Raw genomic sequence first — 18,606 nt, 5'->3', positions numbered from 1 at the left:
GGCGCGGGCGACCTCGAGGAGGGTCAACGGGGTGAACGGCGAGGGCTTGAGCACCACGCTGTTGCCCATGGCCAGCGCCGGCGCCAGCTTCCACATCGCGATCAGGAGAGGGAAGTTGAAGGGGATGATCCCGGTGCAGACGCCGATCGCCTCGCGCTGCACGAAGTTCCAGCTGACGTGGGGGATGTCGATCCAGGGCAGCGGCTCGTACCAGGGGATCTGCAGCGCCTGCTCGGCCATCGACCGGAAGGTCTCGATCGCCAGCGGGACGTCCACGATGCTCGCCTTGCGGATGGTCGCCCCGGCAGTCTGGGACTCCAGGAGGGCCCACTCGCCGCTGCGCTCGGCCAGGTGCTTGGCGATCTCGAACATGATCTGGCTGCGCTGGAGCTGGCTCTTGTTGCGCCAGTCGCCGGCGTCGAAGGAGCGCCGGGCCGCGGCGATCGCCAGGCGGGCGTCCTCGCGGCTGCCCGCGGGCGCCAGCGCGACGACTTCCTCGGTCGAGGGGTTGAGCACGTCGAAGGTCTCCCCGGTGGCGGCACCGGTCCATTCGCCGTCGATGTACTGCTGGTAGGTCGCCACCTCGGGCCGCACGATCGTCGCCACGCTGCCACCTCCTCGTTGACGTCGCCAGCGATTATGAAGGGCCGTCGGCGGCCACCGGCCTTGGCTGAGGCGGCCTCACCGCCCCGATTGGGTGACTTCACAGCGGTCAAGGATCTGCAACAGGAGGATGCGATCCCGGCACCAGCCGAGTTCGCGGCGTGAACCGCGGCCCAGAATCAGGCGATGCCTCAGCCTCGTACCGCCCGATCCCGCGTCCTGCTCGTGGACGACGACGCCCGCCTGGTGCACATCGTCGGCCTCTACCTCGCAGCGCGGCAGGCGGGCGCCGACGAGGTGATCATCAAGCCGTTCAACCTCACCGGGTTGGGAGCGGCGGTCGAGGCGCTCCTGCCCGACACGGCCGCCGCCAGCGCGTAGCCGCGCCCAACAGCCATGCGAGTGCTCGTAGTCGAGGACGACACCGACGTCGGCGACGCGGTGCGTCGCGGGCTCGAGGAGACGGGCATCCTCGCCGAGTGGTCGGCGGACGCCGACGAGGCGGTGCTCGCTGCCGGCAACGGCCACTTCGACGTCATCGTCCTCGACGTCATGCTCGGGCGCGGCATGGACGGGTTTGAGCTGTGCCGGCTGCTGCGCGGTCGGGCGATCCCGTCGGCGATCCTCATGCTCACCGCCCGCGACGCGGTTCCCGACCGCGTCCAGGGGCTCGAAGCCGGGGCTGACGACTACCTGGTGAAGCCGTTCGCGTTCCAGGAGCTGCTGGCCCGCATCCGCGCGCTGTCGCGGCGTCCCGCCATCCTCCAGTCGCGCACCACCGACATCGACGGCCTCATCGTCGACACCAGCGCGCGCCGAGTCACCATCCGCGGCACGGAGGTGGCGCTGTCGCGCCGGGAGTTCGACGTGCTCGACCTGTTGATCCGCCACGCCGGTCAGACCCTCACCAAGGACCAGATCGAGACCCAGGTGTGGGGCTTCGACGCGGACAGCGGCGGCAACCTCGTCGAGGTGTACGTCGGGCGGCTGCGCCGCAAGCTCAACGACGTCGAGGAGACCCAGCTCATCACCACGGTGCGCGGCATCGGATACCGGCTGGAGCCGGCGCGATGAGCGCCGCCGAGGCCGGTCAGCGCAAGCCGCATTCTCACATCGGACTGCGCGGGCTCACGGTGCTCGCCCATCCGCGCTCGGGCGGCAGCGTGCTCGAATACGCCGCAACGTTCTGCGGCTGTCTCAGCGTCCTTGGATTGGTCCTCGTCGGCGAGTACTACCTGGAAAACAACCCCACCCTCCAGGGATTCGCTCTGCTGTCGATCCTGGTGGCGGCGTGGCGGTTGCCCGCACGGCTGTCAGCGCTGATCGCCGGCCTGGCAGCGGCGTTGCCCTTCGTCTCTGTTCACCTCGGCTCGCTGGACACGCTGACCGCCCGCTTCCAGCTGATCAGCACAGTCACCACCGCCTGCCTGGCGGAGTTCACCGTGCGCGCCATCATCCACGCCGACCGCGAGCGCACCGCGCTCCTCGACGTGCTGGTGCGCTTCACCGCCGACGCCGCGCACGAGCTGCGCTCGCCGATCACCGCCATCCAGACCGTTGCCGAGGTCGCCCTGGGTCAGCCCCGACAGCAGAGCGAGTACCGCCGTTCGCTGGAGACCGTGCTGCGCAGCAGCCACAGGCTGATTCGGCTCACCGACGCGCTGCTGCTGCTGGCCAGCGAGGACGCCGGCGCGCTCACTGTTTCGGGCGATCCCGTCGACCTCAGCGACCTGGTCGAGGAGGCGCTGGACCGCTGGCGCAAGAGGGCTGCCGATGGGGGCGTGCAGCTCAACGGTCCGAGCGCGCCGAGCGCGGGCCTGGTCAGCGGCGACGAGGTCCTGCTCGGCCGGCTGCTCGACAACCTGCTCGAGAACGCGATTCGCCACGCCGGTGCGTCCGGCACCGTGCGTCTCGATCTCGACGGCTCGGTGTCCGACGGCTGGACCATCGTGGTGACCGACACAGGTCCCGGGTTCGACCCGAGCTTCCGGCCGCGCGCATTCGAGCGCTTCACCAGGGCGGAGAAACATCGCTCACGAGACGGCGGTGGCGCCGGTCTCGGGCTTCCCCTCTGCGCGGCCATCGCCTCCGCACACGGAGGGTCGGTGAACATTGACCCGACCGTCACTGGAGCGCGACTTCGTGTCTGGCTTCCCGCGACCACGCAGTCAGCGGTCGTTCAGCACCGTCAGTCAGCCTGATTGAAAGTTTCATCCGCTCTCATCAAGGGACCCAAGCCATGCTGACCGATCTCTTCCTCCGCTGCCGCGAGGCCGTCACCCGCACGCTCCGTCACGATGACGAGGACGGGCAGGGAATGGTCGAGTACGCGCTCATCCTCGTCCTCATCGCCGTCGTGGTCATCGTCGTGCTGACCACCGTTGGCAAGAAGGTCGAGAACGTGTTCTCGAACATCAGCAGCGGGCTCGGCACCTAGGTCGCAGGGGAACTGCGTTCCCCCTCGGGCACCCCCAGCTCAAAGAGTCAGCTCCGGCGACGTGAAGTCGCCTGCGCTGACTTCTTTTTGTGTCTGCATCGCGATGTCCGCAGCGCGTCCCCCCGTCCTGGCTAGCGTCGACCGGCTCGGGGCGGTGCTGCGGTCGGGAGACGCGATGGAACCTGTGTCGATGAACGACGGCCTCGACGGCCGCGAGACGCTCGCCTTCGGGCTGGCGGCGGGCGAGGTGGCGGTGTTCGTGATGGCGCTGATGAGTGCGTACATCGTGCTCCGGAGCGGTCTCGCCGCAGCGATCGCGTGGACGCTCGCGGTCCTGGTGGCCGGTGCCGGCGCAGTGCTGGCCTGGGGCCGCATCGGCGGCCGCCCCATGGTTGAGTGGGCGGCTCTGCTGGTGGCGTTCGCGGTCAGGACGCGCCATGTGCGCGTGGCCCGAGCACGTCAGCGCATACGCCGGTGGTCGGCGGCGACGACCACCTGGGCCGCGGCGCTCCGGGCACGCGCGGACTCGCGTGCAAGGGCGTCGACGCAGGCACCGCAAACCCCGCAGACCGGCGCGGTGGTGATCCCCCTGGCGCTGCGCCGTGCCGAATCGGCGCGCACGGGTGCTGCGGGAGCGAGCGCGTCCACGTCCTCGTCGCGACCGCACGTGCTCGGCTTCTTCTCGCTAGCCGGGGGCACCGGCCGCACCACCCTGGCGGTCGAGGTCGCCGCTCTGCTGGCGACGCGCGCACGGTCCGCCGCTGCCACCGGCGCGCGCGGCGCGCGGGTGGTCCTGCTCGACCTGGCCAGGCGGAGCCCGGCCGTGGGACTTCGTCTCGGCATGCCGCCGCCCTCCATCCATCCCGAGCGCCTGGTGGCGCACAGCAGCGGACTGCTGGTCGGGCTCGCAGCGCCGACATCGTCGCCGGCCGACCCGGAGAGCGCAGCGCTGCCACGCGCGCTCATCGACGGGCCCGATTGCGCCGCCGCGGACATCGTCATCGTGGACTTCGACTGCGACATCGGCCCGCTGTGTACCGCTCTGCTGCGGCGCTGCGACCAGGTGCTGGTGACGCTGACCCCGACTGCGCGCGGCATGGTCGACGCCTACCGCAGCACGGCTGTGCTGCGCCGGTTGGGGATGCGCGAACAGATCGGCTACGTCGGCAACAGGTGGCGGGCCGGGTTCGACCTCAACGAGGTGATGGCCGACCTCGGTGGCGTCATCGCCGTGGAGATCCCGGAGGACGCGGTGGTGACAGACGCTGAGAATCGCCATCGAATCACGGCACTCGACGGCGGTGGCGCGGTCGCCACGGCGGTCGACCGGCTGGCGACGTGCATCGAGCACGCGGCGTGCGTGGAGCTGTCTGCATCCGGGGCGCGGCGCTGGGGAAGCCACGCCGGTTGAGACGGCGGCGTTGCTCGCCCGACGCGGTCACGGGCGAGCCCGCCAGCACCCCCGCTGCGTCGGTGATCGCGCTCGAGCCTCTGGACCTCACCGCCCTCGAACCGGCCGCCCAGGCGATGTGCGTGGAGACGATGGCCCGGCTGCTCTGCAGCGTGGAGGGGGCGCTGCAGTTCGTGGTGCGGCGCCGCCGCGTCACCGGCGCAGCACCGCTCGACCTGGTTGGCGCCCACGTGGCCGCCGACGCCCTCGACCACGCGGTGCGCGCTCACCATGCGCACCTGCTGTCCGCGCTGCCGGCGTTTCGCAGCGACGTGCTCGCGGTGATGCGTCACGACGGCCACGCCGCTGCTCTGCGCCGGCAGGTGGCCATGGTCACCGAGATGCTCCGCTCCGCGGGCGTGCGCAGCCGCGAGGTGGCGGCGGGAGCGGAGTTGTCCAGCGCCGGCGTCGAGGCGCTGCGGTCGGTCCTGGTGGACGGCGGAGTCCGCTGCGGGCTCGAACTCGACCGCCTCCCGGGGCGCAGCGTGCGCCTCGGCTGGCTGCACACCATGCTCGCCGCACCCGCCGAGTTCGACGCCGCCATCCACCTGATCCCTGTCGACGCAGCCGCCGCGCACCGCGTCGTCGAACGGCGGCTGCGCAACCTGACCGCGGACCGGCTCCTCGACCTCGACCGCGGGCGCATCGGCGACGCCGGCGTGGATGTCGGACTCGAGGCCGCCGGCACACTGCGCGACCGCCTGGCCCGCAATGAGGTCCGAGCGCTGCGCCTCTCGATCGTGGTGGCGGTGCGCGGCGCAGACGAGGCCGAGGCGCGTCATTACGCCGACGTGGTCCGCGTCGCCGCCGCCGGTGCCGGGCTGCGGCTGCGCCACACCCACATGCGCCACGCCATGGCGCTGCGCGCAACCCTCCCGCTCGGCGAGGTGGCCAGCACCGGCAAGCTCATCGATTCGGCAGCCGGCGCGACCTGCCTGCCCCTGACGGAGACCGTCTGCGACGACGCCGCGGGCTACCGCCTCGGGGTCACCCGCCGCACCGGGGTGCCGGTCGCCGTCGACGTCTTCGACACCGCCCAGCACAGCAACGCCAACCTCGCCGTCTTCGCCACCAGCGGTCACGGCAAGAGCTACACCATCGGTGCGCTGGTGCTCGAGGCCACCGCGCGTGGAGTTGGCGCGCTGATCGTCGACCCTGAGGGCGAGTACCTGCGGCTCATGCATGCCGCTGGCGGGCAGTACCTGCGCCTGGGCTCCGCGGGGGCGGGCGCGCTCAACGTCTTCGACGCTGCACCCACCCCGCGCGAGGCCATTCCCGTGGCGGTCGACCTGGTCAATGTGCTCTGCGGCAGCGTGCTCGACGAGGTGGAGCGCGCCCGGGTCGACGCCGCCATGCACGACGCCGTGAGCGCGGCTGCATGCGCCGGCCGAGCCACGCTACTCGGTGATTGCGCCGCCGCCCTGGCGCACACCGCGCCGCGTGCCGCCACCGTGCTGCGCCGCGTCTGCAACGGACCGCTGGCGGCGATCTTCAACCGCCCCAGCGACATCGACCTCGAGGGCGACCTCTGCGCGATCTCGTTGCGCGAGCTGCCCCACGAGTTCGTGCCCGCTGCCACCCTGCTGATCGCGCAATGGCTGTGGACGCGGGTGCGCACCGAGCGCAAGCGCAGGCACATCGTGCTCGACGAGGTGGGCGCGCTCTGCGTGCACCCGCCCCTGCGCGAGCTGCTCGTGCAGCTGGCCAGGCGGTGCCGCAAGTACGGCGCCTCGCTGGTGGTGGCGACGCAGAACGTCGAGGACCTGCTGCGCAGCGAGGAGGGCGCCGTGGTGGCCACCAACTGCGCGACGGTCCTGCTCGGCGGCCACCGCGCCGCCGAGGCCCGCCAGATGGAGAGCGCCTTCGGCCTCACCGAGGCGCAGCGACGGTTTGTCGAGCACGCCTCGCGGGGCGAGTTCCTCCTCCTGGCGGGGCGGCGCCGCTGCGAGATCCGCGTCGACATGCCCGACCTGCACCGCTCCATCCTGGTGGCCGAGAGCTGATCCACTTCGCCCACTCCTCGGCCCGGCTTCGCGCCCCCGCACCCCCTTGACGTCCTCGCGGACTCGGACCAACATATGGGGGCCGCGGGGCGGGCGACCCCCAAGATGTGGGATAATCGGGGTTCACACCGGCCAGGTCAGGGGACACTCCGACCCGGGGCGCAGTCTCCACTCAACGTCGCAGAACCAACAGCGCCCCGACCGGGATTTTGACGAGGGAAAGCCGTGGATCGACCTGTCTCCGCCGCCGCCGACGCCTCCACCAGCACCGGCGCAGGGCCGCCTCGCAAGCAGCGCGGACCGGGAGCTCCCGCCGCCAAGGTGGAGCTGACCGGGGGGACGGGGCTAACGGTCACGCGCCGATTCACCCGCGAGGGCGTGCATCCCTTCGACGAGGTGACCTGGGAGAAGCGCAACTCGGTCATCGGCAACGAGCGCGGTGAGACCGTCTTCGAGCAAAAGGACGTCGAGATCCCCTCGGGGTGGTCGCAGATGGCCACCAACGTGGTGGTCAGCAAGTACTACCGGGGACCGCTGGGCACGCCGCGCCGGGAGACCAGCGTCCGCCAGGTGATCTCGCGGGTCTGCGACACCATCGCCGACTGGGGCCGCGAGGGCGGCTACTTCGCCACCGAGGAGGACGCCCAGGCGTTCCAGGACGAGCTCACCCACCTGGTGCTGCACCAGAAGATGAGCTTCAACAGCCCGGTGTGGTTCAACGTCGGCGTGCCGGGCACCCGCCCACAGGCCTCGGCGTGCTTCATCAACTCCGTCGAGGACACCATGGAGTCCATCCTCGGGCTCGCCAAGACCGAGGGCATGCTCTTCAAGTACGGCAGCGGCACCGGCACCAACCTCTCGCCACTGCGCAGCTCCAACGAGCAGCTCGGCGGCGGCGGCACCGCCAGCGGACCGGTGTCGTTCATGAAGGGCTTCGACGCCTTCGCCGGGGTCATCAAGAGCGGTGGCACCACGCGGCGCGCGGCCAAGATGGTCATCCTCAACGCGGACCACCCCGACGTCGTCGAGTTCATCACCTGCAAGGTGAACGAGGAGCGCAAAGCGTGGGCGCTCATCGAGGCCGGCTACGACTCGTCGTTCACCGGTGAGGCGTACGCGTCGGTCTTCTTCCAGAACAGCAACAACTCGGTGCGCGTCACCGACGAGTTCATGCGCGCCGTCGCCGAGGATCGTGACTGGCACCTGCGCGCGGTCACCGACGGCAACCGCGTCGTCAAGACGGTGAAGGCTCGGGAGCTGATGCGGCTCATGGCCGAGTCGGCGTGGCAGTGCGGCGACCCCGGCATCCAGTACGACACCACGATCAACGACTGGCACACCTCCTCGAACAGCGGCCGGATCAACGCCAGTAACCCGTGCTCAGAGTACATGTACCTCGACGACTCGGCGTGCAACCTGGCCTCGCTCAACCTGATGAAGTTCCTCAACGAGGACGGCAGCATCGACGTCGAGAGCTACCGCCACGCGGTGCACATGACCATCACAGCCCAGGAGATCCTGGTCGGCAACGCCGCCTACCCCACCGAGAGGATCGGCAAGAACAGCGAGGACTTCCGCCCTCTCGGCCTCGGCTACGCCAACCTCGGCGCCCTGCTGATGGCGCGCGGCGTGCCGTATGACTCCCCGGCGGGTCGCGACCTGGCCGCGTGCATGACCGCGATCATGACCGGCGAGGCGTACGCGCAGTCGGCGCGGACGGCGCGCGAGGTTGCTCCCTTCAATGGTTATGCAGTGAATCGCCAGCCCATGCTGCGTGTCATCGCCAAGCATCGTGAGGCTGCGTACAACATACCCAACGACACCGTCGAGACCGAACTGGTCACCGCCGCGCGGCGCGCGTGGGACGAGGCGCACGAGCTCGGCGCCAAGCACGGCTACCGCAACGGCCAGACCACCGTGCTGGCTCCGACCGGGACGATCGGTTTCATGATGGACTGCGACACCACCGGCGTCGAGCCGGACATCGCGCTGGTCAAGTACAAGAAGCTGGTCGGCGGCGGCATGCTGAAGATCGTCAACCAGACAGTGCCGCTGGCGCTGCAGCGACTCGGCTACGGCGACACCGCGGTGGCCGACATCGCCGCCCACATCGACGCCAACGACACCATCGAGGGCGCGCCCTCGCTGCGCGATGAGGACCTCGCCGTCTTCGACTGCGCCTTCACCCCGCAGAACGGCAGCCGCTCGATCGCCTGGCAGGGACACGTGCGCATGATGTCGGCGGTGCAGCCGTTCCTCTCCGGCGCGATCAGCAAGACGGTGAACATGCCCAACGAGGCCACCGTCGACGAGATCGAGCAGGCGTACATCGACGGCTGGAAGCTGGGCCTCAAGGCGCTGGCCATCTACCGCGACGGCAGCAAGCGCAGCCAGCCGATGGCCACCTCGATGGACAAGACCACCGGACGGGTGGTGCAGATCGTCGAACGGCCGCTGCGCAAGCGGCTCCCGGCGGAGCGCAACGCGCTGACCCACCGCTTCGAGGTCGGTGGTCACGAGGGCTACATCACTGTCGGCCTCTACGACGACGGCCAGCCCGGCGAGATCTTCCTGAAGATGGCCAAGGAGGGCTCGACTGTCAGCGGGCTGATGGATGCCTTCGCGACGGCGGTGTCGCTGGCGCTGCAGTACGGCGTGCCGCTGCAGGCGCTGGTCGACAAGCTCTCGCACACACGCTTCGACCCGCAGGGCTTCACCAAGAACCCCGAGGTGCCCATCGCCAAGTCGCTGATGGACTACATCTTCCGGTGGATGGCCTCGCGCTTCATGCCCCAGGAGGATCGCGACCGGCTCGGCATCATCCGCCGCGACGGCGAAGAGTCCGGCACGCAGTCCGGCACGCAGTCCGTACCGACGATCACCGCAGCGGCACCAACCTCGACGGCTCCCGCCGCCGGCGCCGCCTCAGCAACCGCGGGTGTCAGCGGCTTCGCGGCCGTGCGCGCGATGACCCCTGTTCCCGCGGCCCCCATGGAGAACGCGCTCGGCGCCTTCGTCAACCAGGGCGACGCACCGTCGTGCAGCGAGTGCGGCAGCCTCATGGTGCGCAGCGGTGCCTGCTACAAGTGCCACAACTGTGGAGCGACATCGGGCTGCTCCTGAACACGCCCCCTCCCCCAGCCCGGAGCCCGGTCACGCCGCGTGGCCGGGCTCTTCGATTCCCGGCGCTTAGGAGCGAATCAGCAGCAGGAAGTTGAGCAGTGGCGCGGTGATGCTCAGTCCCGCGGCGATGGCGAGCGCGACCTGGGCGCGGCGCTGGTTCAGCCGGCTCAGGACCAGCACCACCATGGCGCCGACGATGAGCAGCTTCACCGAGTAGGCGGCGACCGGGCTGCGCACGATGAGCGCGCGGAACAGCGGGTTGTTCTCGACATACGTATGCCCGCCGAGCGCACGCAAGGTGGTGAGCACGTCGGCCAGCTGCGCGGCGGTGATGATCGCCACCAGCAGGGCGGACACCCGGTTGCGCAGGTTGTCCTTGAGTGTTTGGAGGCTGACGTCATCGCGGCGGTCCGGGACCAGCTCCACGATGCCGACGCCAACCCGCCGCTGGCGTCGTTCGACGCGCGGCTCGAGATCTGTCCCCGTGGCCATGACGACCCCCTCTCCCCCTTGGTGCCCCGTACCGGCACACACAAGGATGACGGGTTTGGGCCGAGGAACGCAAGCGACGCGTTGTGCGAAACGCCCGGTTCAGGCCCCGGGGGCGGTCGGTCCCTCCTGCTCGAGTGCCTGCTCGAGGCGGTGGAGGACCCGGATGGTGTCGCTCAGCTCGGTGGGGTCGAGCCTGCCGAGCACCCGCTCGAGAAGGCCGCGCCGGCCGCCGATGGCCTCCTTGAGGGCCGTCTCGCCCGCCGAGGTGAGCGAGACACTGACGGTGCGGCGATCCTCCTCGCTACGGGTCCTCTCCACAAGGCCGGCGTCGACCATGCGGTCGAGCATCGCGCTGGTCGACGGTGGGGAAATCCCGAGCCGCGACGCCAGCTGGGTGACGGTGATGGGCGCCACCTCCCGGAGCACGCCGAGCACGTGCAGCTGCGCCGGGCTCTGGTTGCACGCGTGGAGGTGGGCGAGCATGCCCCTCTGGCGGCGGTCGATCCAGGCCTGGACAGCGTCGACGGCGGCGGTGAGGTCGGGGCGTGGGACGGCGACCGGCGCGGTCATGCGATCGCCACCGCCGGGGCGCCGTGTGCCACCTCCTCCTCCGCTGGGGTGGTGCGCCGCAGCGGCAGCTCGGGCATCCCGAACGTCACCACGAGGGCGATCAGCGACGCGCCAGCGCCGAGCCACATCAGCCCGGCGATCGACGCCGAGAGATCGCTTTGGATCCCGGCGGTGATGCGCGGGATGAGCGGCCTGGCAGCGGCAGGAAGTTGCTGGCTGAGCTGCTGGTTGAGGTTGCCCACGCCGGTGAGGCTGTTGGTGGCCGAGCCACTGCGCTGGGCGAACTGGCTCACCACCCCCGCGGGCACGCCCGCGCTGCTGAGGTGGGCGGGCAGCTGCGACGCGAAGGTCAGCGCGAAGATGGAGCCGGCGATGGCCAGGCCCACCGAGCCACCGATCTGACGGAAGAATGTGAGGTTGCTGGTGGCCACCCCGATACGCCGCACCGCCACCGCGTTCTGCATGGCCACGGTCGGCACCGAGAAGGTCGGACCGACGCCGAGGCCGGCAATGAGCATCCACAGCGAGAGCGCCCAGTACCCAGTGCTGACGTCGAGGCGAGTCAGCAGGAACATGCCCAGGGTGAGCACGCCCATCGATCCGAGCAGCAGCACCTTGTACTTGCCGGTGCGGCTGACCAGCAGCCCGCTGCTGATACTCGAGAGGATGAGCCCGAGCATCAGTGGCCAGGTGCGGTATCCCGACGCGGTGGCCGAAAGCCCCTGCACTGCTTGGAAGTAGCGGGGCAGGAAGATGATTGTGCAGAAGAATCCGAAGGCGATGAAGAACGTGGCGATGTTGAGCGTGGTGTAGCTGCGATTGCGAAAAAGGTCGAGCGGGATGATGGGTTCCTTGGCGACACGTTCGGCGGCGATAAACCCCGCGGTGAGCAGCGCGGCGGCCACAAGGAAGAGGAGGACCTTCGGGGAGGACCACGCGTACAGCTGACCGGTCGAGTCGGTGAGTCCTTTGTTGGTGAGGCCGAGCAACAGCGAGATGGCGGCCAGCGTGAACACGCCGATGCCGAGGTAGTCGAGGTCGCGCACGCGCACCCCGCGGGTGTTGCCGGTGTTGGGCAGCTGCGTGGCCATGACGGCGAGCGCAACGATGCCGATCGGCAGGTTGACGTAGAAGATCCAGTGCCAGCTGAGGTTGTCGGTGAGGAAACCACCAAGGAACGGGCCGATGATGAAGCTGAGGCCGAACACCGCTCCGAACAGGCCCTGGTAGCGGCCGCGCTCGGCGGGGCTGTAGAGGTCGCCGATCACCGAGAGCGCGATCGGGAAGATGGCGCCGGCGCCGATACCCTGGATGCCCCGGAAGATGATCAGCTCGCCCATCGACTGGGAGAGACCGGAGAGAGCCGAACCGACCAGGAACACGCTCACGCCGATGAGCAGCAGTGGGCGCCGCCCGTAGATGTCGGAGAGCTTCCCGTAGATCGGCACCGTGACCGTCGAGGTCAGCAGGTAGACGGTGACGACCCACGTGTAGAGGTTGTTGCCGGCAAGGTCGGTGACGATGCGCGGTAGCGCGGTGCCGACGATGGTCTGATCAAGGGCGGCCAGGAAGAGGCCGAGCATGATCGCGACCATGATCAGGGCCTTCTGACGTGGCGCCAGGGTGCGGGGGTCCGGCATCTGTATGACCTCTCGAACAGTTAGTGCAGCGGCTTAGTTAGTGAATCCTAACCTTTAGCCAGGCGGGCATGCCGGACTCAGGCCAGATGTCCGAATCCCGCTGGCGAAACCGCGGCGGCACGCCTCATGCTGGGGCGATGCCCATGCGCCGCCTCACCACGCCCTCATGAACCGCCGCGGCTGGCTGCTCTTCGCGGCCATGGGGGTGATCTGGGGCGTGCCCTACCTGCTCATCAAGGTGGCGATCGCCGATCTGAGCCCGGCCTCGCTGGTGCTGCTGCGCACAGTCACCGGGGCGGTGGTCCTGCTACCGATCGTGCTGGCGCGCGGAGCGATCACGCCGCTGCGCCCGCACTGGCGCTGGATCCTGGTGTACACCGGCGTCGAGGTGGCGGCACCGTGGATGCTGCTCTCCGACGCCGAGCGCCACATCTCCAGCTCACTGGCGGGACTGCTCATCGCCGGGGTGCCGTTCGTCGGAGCGCTGCTGGCGCTGCTCACCGGCGGTGACGACCGGCTCAACGGCCGGCGCCTCGCCGGGCTGCTGGTCGGATTGTTCGGCGTGGCCACGCTGGTGGGCTTCGACCTCTCGGGAGGCAACCTCGGCGCCGTCGGCGAGATCGCCGTGGTCACGGTCGGCTACGCGCTCGGGCCGATGATCATCGCGCGGCGGCTCCGTGGCGTCCCGGCGGTGGGCGTGGTGGCGGCCTCACTGGTGCTCACCGCGATCGCGTACGCGCCGGTCGGTGTGCTGCAGCTGCCCCACCACGCTCCCTCGCTGCAGGTGATCCTCGCAGTGGCGGGATTGGGGGTGGTCTGCACCGCACTCGCCTTCCTGCTCTTCTTCGCGCTCATCGCCGAGGTGGGGCCGGCGCGCGCGACGGTGATCACGTACGTCAACCCGGCGGTGGCGCTGCTGCTCGGCGTGGCGGTTCTCGGCGAGCGGTTCACCGTGGCCACCGGCGTGGGCTTCGCGCTCATCCTTCTTGGCTCCTACCTGGCCACGGCGCGGGCTACGGCGACGTCGCGCCGACGGCGAGGCCGAGACGCGGAGATGGCGCCCTCGACAGGCGTTCCGTAGGAGGAGCGGAATGGCGGGCGTGCGCCGAAATCCCGGCTAGGCTTGCACCTGCCGTGCCAGAGACATTCGAGCTGACCCCGCGAGGGCCGTTCGACCTCGCCTACCAGCAGCGCCACTTCGGTGGCTGGGCCTCGTACAAGCCGGATCCGGCCGCCGTCGCCATGGCCTTCCCCGTGGAGGGCTGGGCGGGCTCGGCAGTCGTCGTGCTGCGTCAACCGGACGTCGACACCATCACCGGCGAGGTGCACGGCGCTGAGGGTTCGCCGCCGCAGCGCGCGTGGAAGCAGGCGCTCGCGGTGCTGTCGCTCGACATCGACGGCAGCGCCTTCGCCGCCGTCGGCGAGCGCGATCCCGTGGTGGGACGTCTGCAGGTGCAGCACGGGTGGATGAGACCGACACTCTTCCACTCGCCGTACGAGGCGGCCTGCAACTTCGTGATGGGCCAGCGCATCTCGATGGCGCAGGCCAGGGCGCTGCGCGTTCGCATGGCGGCGGACAGCGGCGACCAAGTCACCGCCGGCGGCGTCGAGCTGGCCGCGTTCCCGCGCCCGCAGCGTCTGCTCGAGCTGTCCGAGGTGCGCGGGCTTCCCGCCGAGAAGCTGGTGCGCCTGCACGGCGTCGCCCAGGCCGCACTCGACGGGGTACTCGACCGCCGCCACCTCCGTGCGCTGCCCGTGCCCGACGCGCTCGCCGAGCTGTCCACCCTGCGCGGCGTCGGCACCTTCAGCTCGCAGGGCATCCTCTTCCGCGGCGCGGGCGTGGTCGACGAGGTCACCGACGACCCGGTGAGCAAGCAGGCCGTGCAGCGGGTCTACGACCTGGACCACCTCCCCGACCACGCCGAGGTGCTGCGCCACGCGGAGCCCTGGCGCCCATTCCGCATGTGGGCACTCGTGCTGCTCCACGTCTGGATCCGCGGCGAGGGTGGCGGCCCGGCTCCGCCGGCCAGCCACGGGCGCCCTCGCCGGCGCACGGGGTGAGGTCACCGGAGGACAGCGCGGCGGACCAAACGCGCACCCGGCGGCGCACGCACGCGCTGGTGCTGGTGGGATTCCTGTTGCTGGCGCTGGCGATCTTCCTTCCCGCCGACCTGCACGCCACCAGCGTGATGATCGGCGCCACCACCGCCGACAACTCGCAGCACGCGTGGTTCCTGCGCTGGTTCCCGTATGCGCTCGCCACCCACCACAACCCGTTGTTCACCACCAACCTCATCGCGCCCGGCGGCGTCAACCTGATGTGGAACACGTGGATCCCGCTGCCGGCGCTGCTGCTCTCACCGCTGACCCTGCTGCTCGGGCCGGTGGCGTCGTTCGACATCGCGGTCACGCTCGGCGTGGCGCTGAGCGCGTGGTGCGCGTCGCTGGCCGCGTCGCGGTTCCTGCGGCGGCGCTGGGCGGCGGTGCTCGCCGGTGCCGCGTACGGCTTCTCGCCCTTCATCTTCGACCAGTCGTACACGGGTCATTCCAACATGGTCATCGCGGTGGTGCCACCGCTGATGCTGCTGCTGCTCGACACCATCCTGGTGCGCCAGACCACCGCGCCGCGCCGCGCCGGCCTGCTCTTCGGCGCGCTGATGATCGCGCAGTTCTTCATCACCGAGGAGCTGCTCGCGTCCGAGATGGTGCTGGTGATCGTCGGGATCACGTCTCTTGCGCTCATGCACCGGCGCGCGCTGGGCCCGCGGTGGCGTCACGTCGCCGCGTGTTTCGGCTGGGCGCTGGCGCTCTTCATCCCGGTGGTCGCGTACCCGGTGTGGTTCCAGTTCTTCGGTCCCCAGGTCCCGCACCAATTGATCGCCGACAAGAACTTCTTCGTGACCGACCTGCTCAATGTCTTCCTGCCGTCGACAGCGCAGGGTGTCGAACCGTCGTTCGCGCGCGACATCGCATCGCACTACGCGGGCAACTCGGGAGAGTGGGGCGGTTATGTGGGCATCCCCATGCTCGCGGTGGTGGCATGGACCGCGCGGCAACAGTGGCGGCGGCCGCTGGTGCGGGTGCTGTGCATCAGCGCGGCGGCGGCAGTGGTGCTCAGCTTCGGATCGACGCTGCACGTTGGTGGGAGCAACACGCACATCCCTCTTCCCGCGGCCATCCTCGCCCACCTGCCCGTGCTCGACAACCTGGTGCCGGCTCGCTTTGCCGTGTACGTGGCGCTCTTCACCGCCCTGCTCTTCGGCGTGTTCGTCGACTCGCTGCCAGCGCGGCGGGGGAGTGCACGCGTCGTGATGCTGGTCACCGTGCTGATCGCAGCCGCGTTCGTGCCGCCGCTGCCCTTTCCGACGCGGGCCGCGGTGACCCCGGCCTTCTTCACGGCCTCCCACGCGCCTCTCGTCCCGGGGAGCACGGTGCTGGTGGTGCCGTTCTCGCACGACTTCTACTCGACGCAGGCGGTGCTCTGGCAGGCGGAGGCGGGGATGTGGTTCTCGATGCCGGAGGGCTACATCATCAACCGCCAGCCATCCGGTGCTGCCGCCCAGGGGCCGCCCTCCAGCGTGACCGGCTCGACGCTGATGGCGATCGCCGCGGGGAAGGCCGCCGATGCAACGGTGGACGCGCCGACGCGCCGGAGTATCCTCGGCGAGCTGCGGACCTGGAACATCAGCGCGGTGGTGCTCGGCCCCATGGACCAGCACGGCGCTGAGATGCGCACGTTCCTCGCCGACCTGCTCGGCGCCGCGCCTGTCGATCGCGACGGGGTGGCAGTGTGGAGCTCGGTGCCTCCGCCGGCATAGCCCGGGGGACGAGTTCCCCCACGCCTCGTTCGGGTGCGCGCGCCGTTAGTCCGGACCGCGCAGGTGCGAGACGTCGTTCCAGAGCGTGATCGACGGCCAGTCGTGCTCCCACGCCAGGGTTGAAACGCTCGCCGTGGAGAGGGTGAGGTGACGCGCCAGCTGCGCGTGCTGCGCGATCCAGCGCACGGCGAGCACGCGGAGAAGATGACCGTGGGCGAAGACGGCAACGTCGCCCTCGACGGCGCGGACCCTGGCGATCACCGCGTCGGCCCGCACCGCCACCTCGGCCAGGGTCTCGCCGTTGAGGACGCCCTCGTCCCAGAGATTCCAGTGGGGATCGCGCTCACGAATCTGCGCGGTGGTCATCCCCTCGTAGTCGCCGTAGCTCCACTCGCGAAGGTCCGCATCCAGCTCGGCGGCGTCGCGGTATCCGGCGATCCGGCACGTGGACACGGCGCGCTGGAGAGGACTGCAGAGCACCAGCTCGAACGTATACGGCGCCAGCCGCCGTGCCAGCGTGGCGGCCTGGCGGAGGCCGTCGTTGTTGAGCGGGATGTCCGTCCAGCCGGTGTGGCGACCCGCCTCGCTCCAGTCGGTGGCGCCGTGGCGCACCAGCACGATCTGACGCGGACGCGAATCCTCGGCCAACGCTCAGCGAGAGCGCGGCGGCCAGCCGCGGCGACGCGGGGTAAGCAGGCGCAGCACCGCGAGGAGCAGCGCGGCCCCGATGAACGCCACCACGACGTCGCCGATGATGCCGCCGGTGTCGACGGAGCGGTTCGGCGAGAGCAACGACAGGAGCAGGCCGCCGAGCACCGCGCCGGCCAGCCCGACCGCCGTGTCGCCGAGGCAGCCGAAGCCACCGCCGGCCACGACCCGCCCGGCGAGGGCCCCGGCCACGAGGCCGATGACCAGCCACGTGATGATGTGATGGCTGTCGAAGGTGAGGGTGGCGAGCATGTTCACCCGGCGCAGTCTACGCAGTTGGTACTCAACGTTCGGGCGGTCACGCGGCCGGCGCCGGTTCCGCGGTGGCAGACTCCGCCCATGTGTAGGAGAGCCCATGCCTGAGAGCCTCAGCGTCACCGACAACCGCACCGGCAGGACGTACGACCTGCCCATCGAGAACGGCGCCGTCCACGCCACCGCCTTCCAGCAGATGAAGCTGGACGACGAGGACCACGGCCTGCTCCTCTATGACCCGGCGTTCCTCAACACCGCCTCGTGCACCAGCCGGATCACCTTCATCGACGGTGACCGCGGCATCCTGCTGTACCGCGGCTATCCCATCGAGCAGCTCGCCGAGCACAGCAACTTCCTCGAGACGGCGTACCTGCTCATCCACGGCGAGCTGCCCAATGCAGCCGAGTACGCGGCGTGGGAGCACGAGATCACCATCCACACGCTCGTCCACGAGAACGTCAAGAGCTTCATGGACGGGTTCCACCATGACGCTCATCCAATGGGGATGCTGCTCTCCACGGTGGGCGCGCTCTCGACGTTCTACCCCGACGCCACCAAGATCTACGACGAGGAGCAGCGGCGCATCTCGATCTACCGGCTCATCGCCAAGATGCCGACGCTGGCGGCGTTCGCGTTCCGGCACTCGCGCGGGCTGCCCTACAACTACCCGGACAACGACCTCAGCTACTCGGGCAACTTCCTGAGCATGATGTTCAAGATGGTCGAACCGCGCTACCAGGCGGTTCCAGAGATCGAGCACGCGCTCGACGTGCTGTTCATCCTCCACGCCGACCATGAGCAGAACTGCTCGACGAACGCGATGCGCGCGGTGGGATCGTCACACCCCGATCCCTACTCGGCGACGGCGGCCGCGATCGCCGCGCTGTACGGACCCCTGCACGGCGGCGCCAACGAGGCGGTCATCCGCATGATCGAGCGCATCGGCTCGGTCGACAAGATCCCGGAGTTCGTCGCCGGCGTGAAAGCCGGCAAGGAACGGCTCATGGGCTTCGGCCACCGCGTCTACAAGAACTACGACCCCCGCGCCAAGGTGATCAAGCGAATGGCCGACCAGGTGCTCGCCGTCACCGGTACCAGCCCGCTGCTCGACGTCGCCCGCGAGCTCGAGAAGGTCGCGCTCGAGGACGAGTACTTCGTGAGCCGCAAGCTCTACCCCAACGTCGACTTCTACAGCGGCTTCATCTACCAGGCGCTGGGCATCCCGGTGGAGATGTTCCCGGTACTCTTCGCGATCCCGCGCGCCGCCGGCTGGCTGTCGCAGTGGGAGGAGTCCCTGCTCGACAAGGAGCAGAAGATCGCCAGGCCCCGGCAGGTGTACCTGGGTGCGTCCTCGCGCGACTTCGTCTCCATGAACGAACGCGAGGTACAACGCCCCACGATCGTCGCTGCCGGGTAGCGGCGGCTCGCAGCGGGGGAGACAGGGCACACAGCGCCGCCTGCTCAGGGCCTCGCAGCCGTTTGCGTCGTTGCGCGGTCGCCACCGGCG

Annotated in this window: 17 protein-coding genes; 11 read left to right on the top strand and 6 right to left on the bottom strand. The window is 69.8% G+C overall.

Translation table 11 applies throughout. From position 1 onward, the window contains the following. Nucleotides 1-606 (bottom strand): aldehyde dehydrogenase family protein (locus JF886_RS04895; protein ID WP_337310160.1); only part of this gene is annotated, 606 nt, incomplete at its 3' end. Between the two features lie 183 nt (nt 607-789). Here JF886_RS04895 and JF886_RS04890 point away from each other — a divergent pair. The 7 genes from JF886_RS04890 to JF886_RS04860 all read left to right on the top strand — a co-directional run bounded on the left by JF886_RS04890 (nt 790) and on the right by JF886_RS04860 (nt 9,616). Continuing rightward, nucleotides 790-984: a hypothetical protein gene (locus JF886_RS04890; RefSeq protein WP_337310158.1), complete on the top strand. Its 195-nt coding sequence runs from the start codon at nt 790-792 to the stop codon at nt 982-984. A 15-nt stretch (nt 985-999) separates the two neighbouring features. Further along, on the top strand, nt 1,000-1,677 hold the full coding sequence (locus JF886_RS04885) for a response regulator transcription factor (RefSeq protein ID WP_337310156.1): 678 nt from the start codon (nt 1,000-1,002) through the stop codon (nt 1,675-1,677). Further along, nucleotides 1,674-2,804 (top strand): sensor histidine kinase, encoded by a 1,131-nt coding sequence (locus tag JF886_RS04880; RefSeq protein ID WP_337310154.1) that lies wholly within the window; start codon nt 1,674-1,676, stop codon nt 2,802-2,804. The genes JF886_RS04885 and JF886_RS04880 overlap by 4 nt, the downstream gene beginning before the upstream one ends. A 38-nt stretch (nt 2,805-2,842) precedes the next feature. Further along, entirely contained in the window at nt 2,843-3,040 is a 198-nt protein-coding gene (locus JF886_RS04875) for a Flp family type IVb pilin (RefSeq protein ID WP_337310152.1), read from the top strand. Between the two features lie 175 nt (nt 3,041-3,215). Then, complete coding sequence (locus tag JF886_RS04870) at nt 3,216-4,451, top strand: CpaE/TadZ family protein (protein ID WP_337310150.1); 1,236 nt, start codon at nt 3,216-3,218, stop codon at nt 4,449-4,451. 62 nt (nt 4,452-4,513) lie between these two features. Beyond that, on the top strand, nt 4,514-6,493 hold the full coding sequence (locus tag JF886_RS04865) for a VirB4 family type IV secretion system protein (RefSeq protein WP_337310148.1): 1,980 nt from the start codon (nt 4,514-4,516) through the stop codon (nt 6,491-6,493). Nucleotides 6,494-6,718: 225 nt separating this feature from the next. Beyond that, on the top strand, nt 6,719-9,616 hold the full coding sequence (locus tag JF886_RS04860) for a vitamin B12-dependent ribonucleotide reductase (protein WP_502711398.1): 2,898 nt from the start codon (nt 6,719-6,721) through the stop codon (nt 9,614-9,616). A 66-nt stretch (nt 9,617-9,682) separates the two neighbouring features. On the opposite strand, the gene JF886_RS04855 is transcribed toward JF886_RS04860, so the two are convergent. The 3 genes from JF886_RS04855 to JF886_RS04845 all read right to left on the bottom strand — a co-directional run bounded on the left by JF886_RS04855 (nt 9,683) and on the right by JF886_RS04845 (nt 12,318). Beyond that, on the bottom strand, nt 9,683-10,108 hold the full coding sequence (locus JF886_RS04855) for a DUF5658 family protein (protein WP_337310146.1): 426 nt from the start codon (nt 10,106-10,108) through the stop codon (nt 9,683-9,685). Nucleotides 10,109-10,207: 99 nt separating this feature from the next. Continuing rightward, nucleotides 10,208-10,678: a MarR family winged helix-turn-helix transcriptional regulator gene (locus JF886_RS04850; RefSeq protein WP_337310145.1), complete on the bottom strand. Its 471-nt coding sequence runs from the start codon at nt 10,676-10,678 to the stop codon at nt 10,208-10,210. Next, a complete protein-coding gene (locus JF886_RS04845; RefSeq protein WP_337310144.1) occupies nt 10,675-12,318 on the bottom strand; it encodes an MDR family MFS transporter in 1,644 nt (547 codons plus the stop codon). The genes JF886_RS04850 and JF886_RS04845 overlap by 4 nt, the downstream gene beginning before the upstream one ends. Nucleotides 12,319-12,484: 166 nt before the next feature. Between JF886_RS04845 and JF886_RS04840 the strand changes: the two genes are divergently transcribed. The 3 genes from JF886_RS04840 to JF886_RS04830 are packed head-to-tail and all read left to right on the top strand — an operon-like array spanning nt 12,485 to nt 16,136. Next, nucleotides 12,485-13,399 carry a DMT family transporter gene (locus JF886_RS04840; protein WP_337310142.1) on the top strand — a complete coding sequence of 305 codons (915 nt, stop codon included), beginning with the start codon at nt 12,485-12,487 and terminating at the stop codon, nt 13,397-13,399. Between the two features lie 53 nt (nt 13,400-13,452). Continuing rightward, the gene (locus tag JF886_RS04835; protein ID WP_337310140.1) at nt 13,453-14,379 is read left to right on the top strand and encodes a DNA-3-methyladenine glycosylase family protein; all 927 of its coding nucleotides are present in this window, start codon (nt 13,453-13,455) and stop codon (nt 14,377-14,379) included. Next, the gene (locus JF886_RS04830) at nt 14,376-16,136 is read left to right on the top strand and encodes a hypothetical protein (RefSeq protein WP_337310138.1); all 1,761 of its coding nucleotides are present in this window, start codon (nt 14,376-14,378) and stop codon (nt 16,134-16,136) included. The genes JF886_RS04835 and JF886_RS04830 overlap by 4 nt, the downstream gene beginning before the upstream one ends. A gap of 45 nt (nt 16,137-16,181) precedes the next feature. Here JF886_RS04830 and JF886_RS04825 read toward each other — a convergent pair whose 3' ends face one another. Together JF886_RS04825 and JF886_RS04820 are read right to left on the bottom strand one after the other, a co-directional pair. Next, nucleotides 16,182-16,784 carry a histidine phosphatase family protein gene (locus tag JF886_RS04825; RefSeq protein ID WP_337310136.1) on the bottom strand — a complete coding sequence of 201 codons (603 nt, stop codon included), beginning with the start codon at nt 16,782-16,784 and terminating at the stop codon, nt 16,182-16,184. A gap of 3 nt (nt 16,785-16,787) precedes the next feature. Continuing rightward, nucleotides 16,788-17,096 (bottom strand): GlsB/YeaQ/YmgE family stress response membrane protein, encoded by a 309-nt coding sequence (locus tag JF886_RS04820; RefSeq protein WP_337310162.1) that lies wholly within the window; start codon nt 17,094-17,096, stop codon nt 16,788-16,790. A gap of 103 nt (nt 17,097-17,199) precedes the next feature. Between JF886_RS04820 and JF886_RS04815 the strand changes: the two genes are divergently transcribed. Then, nucleotides 17,200-18,516 carry a citrate synthase gene (locus tag JF886_RS04815; protein WP_337310134.1) on the top strand — a complete coding sequence of 439 codons (1,317 nt, stop codon included), beginning with the start codon at nt 17,200-17,202 and terminating at the stop codon, nt 18,514-18,516. Nucleotides 18,517-18,606 lie beyond the last annotated feature (90 nt).

It is taken from the genome of Candidatus Aeolococcus gillhamiae, assembly GCF_016464765.1.
In the GTDB taxonomy this organism is placed as follows: domain Bacteria; phylum Chloroflexota; class Dormibacteria; order Aeolococcales; family Aeolococcaceae; genus Aeolococcus; species Aeolococcus gillhamiae.
The sequence above is the reverse complement of the archived record's forward strand: the minus strand, read 5'-3'. Positions and strand labels throughout refer to the sequence as shown.

Excerpts from the sequence above, each read along its gene's own strand:
- JF886_RS04845 (WP_337310144.1), bottom strand. The coding sequence starts at position 12,318 with ATGCCGGACCCCCGCACCCTGGCGCCACGTCAGAAGGCCCTGATCATG.
- JF886_RS04875 (WP_337310152.1), top strand. The coding sequence starts at position 2,843 with ATGCTGACCGATCTCTTCCTCCGCTGCCGCGAGGCCGTCACCCGCACG.
- JF886_RS04840 (WP_337310142.1), top strand. The coding sequence starts at position 12,485 with ATGAACCGCCGCGGCTGGCTGCTCTTCGCGGCCATGGGGGTGATCTGG.
- JF886_RS04855 (WP_337310146.1), bottom strand. The coding sequence starts at position 10,108 with ATGGCCACGGGGACAGATCTCGAGCCGCGCGTCGAACGACGCCAGCGG.
- JF886_RS04850 (WP_337310145.1), bottom strand. The coding sequence starts at position 10,678 with ATGACCGCGCCGGTCGCCGTCCCACGCCCCGACCTCACCGCCGCCGTC.
- JF886_RS04880 (WP_337310154.1), top strand. The coding sequence starts at position 1,674 with ATGAGCGCCGCCGAGGCCGGTCAGCGCAAGCCGCATTCTCACATCGGA.
- JF886_RS04885 (WP_337310156.1), top strand. The coding sequence starts at position 1,000 with ATGCGAGTGCTCGTAGTCGAGGACGACACCGACGTCGGCGACGCGGTG.
- JF886_RS04820 (WP_337310162.1), bottom strand. The coding sequence starts at position 17,096 with ATGCTCGCCACCCTCACCTTCGACAGCCATCACATCATCACGTGGCTG.
- JF886_RS04870 (WP_337310150.1), top strand. The coding sequence starts at position 3,216 with ATGGAACCTGTGTCGATGAACGACGGCCTCGACGGCCGCGAGACGCTC.
- JF886_RS04815 (WP_337310134.1), top strand. The coding sequence starts at position 17,200 with ATGCCTGAGAGCCTCAGCGTCACCGACAACCGCACCGGCAGGACGTAC.
- JF886_RS04890 (WP_337310158.1), top strand. The coding sequence starts at position 790 with ATGCCTCAGCCTCGTACCGCCCGATCCCGCGTCCTGCTCGTGGACGAC.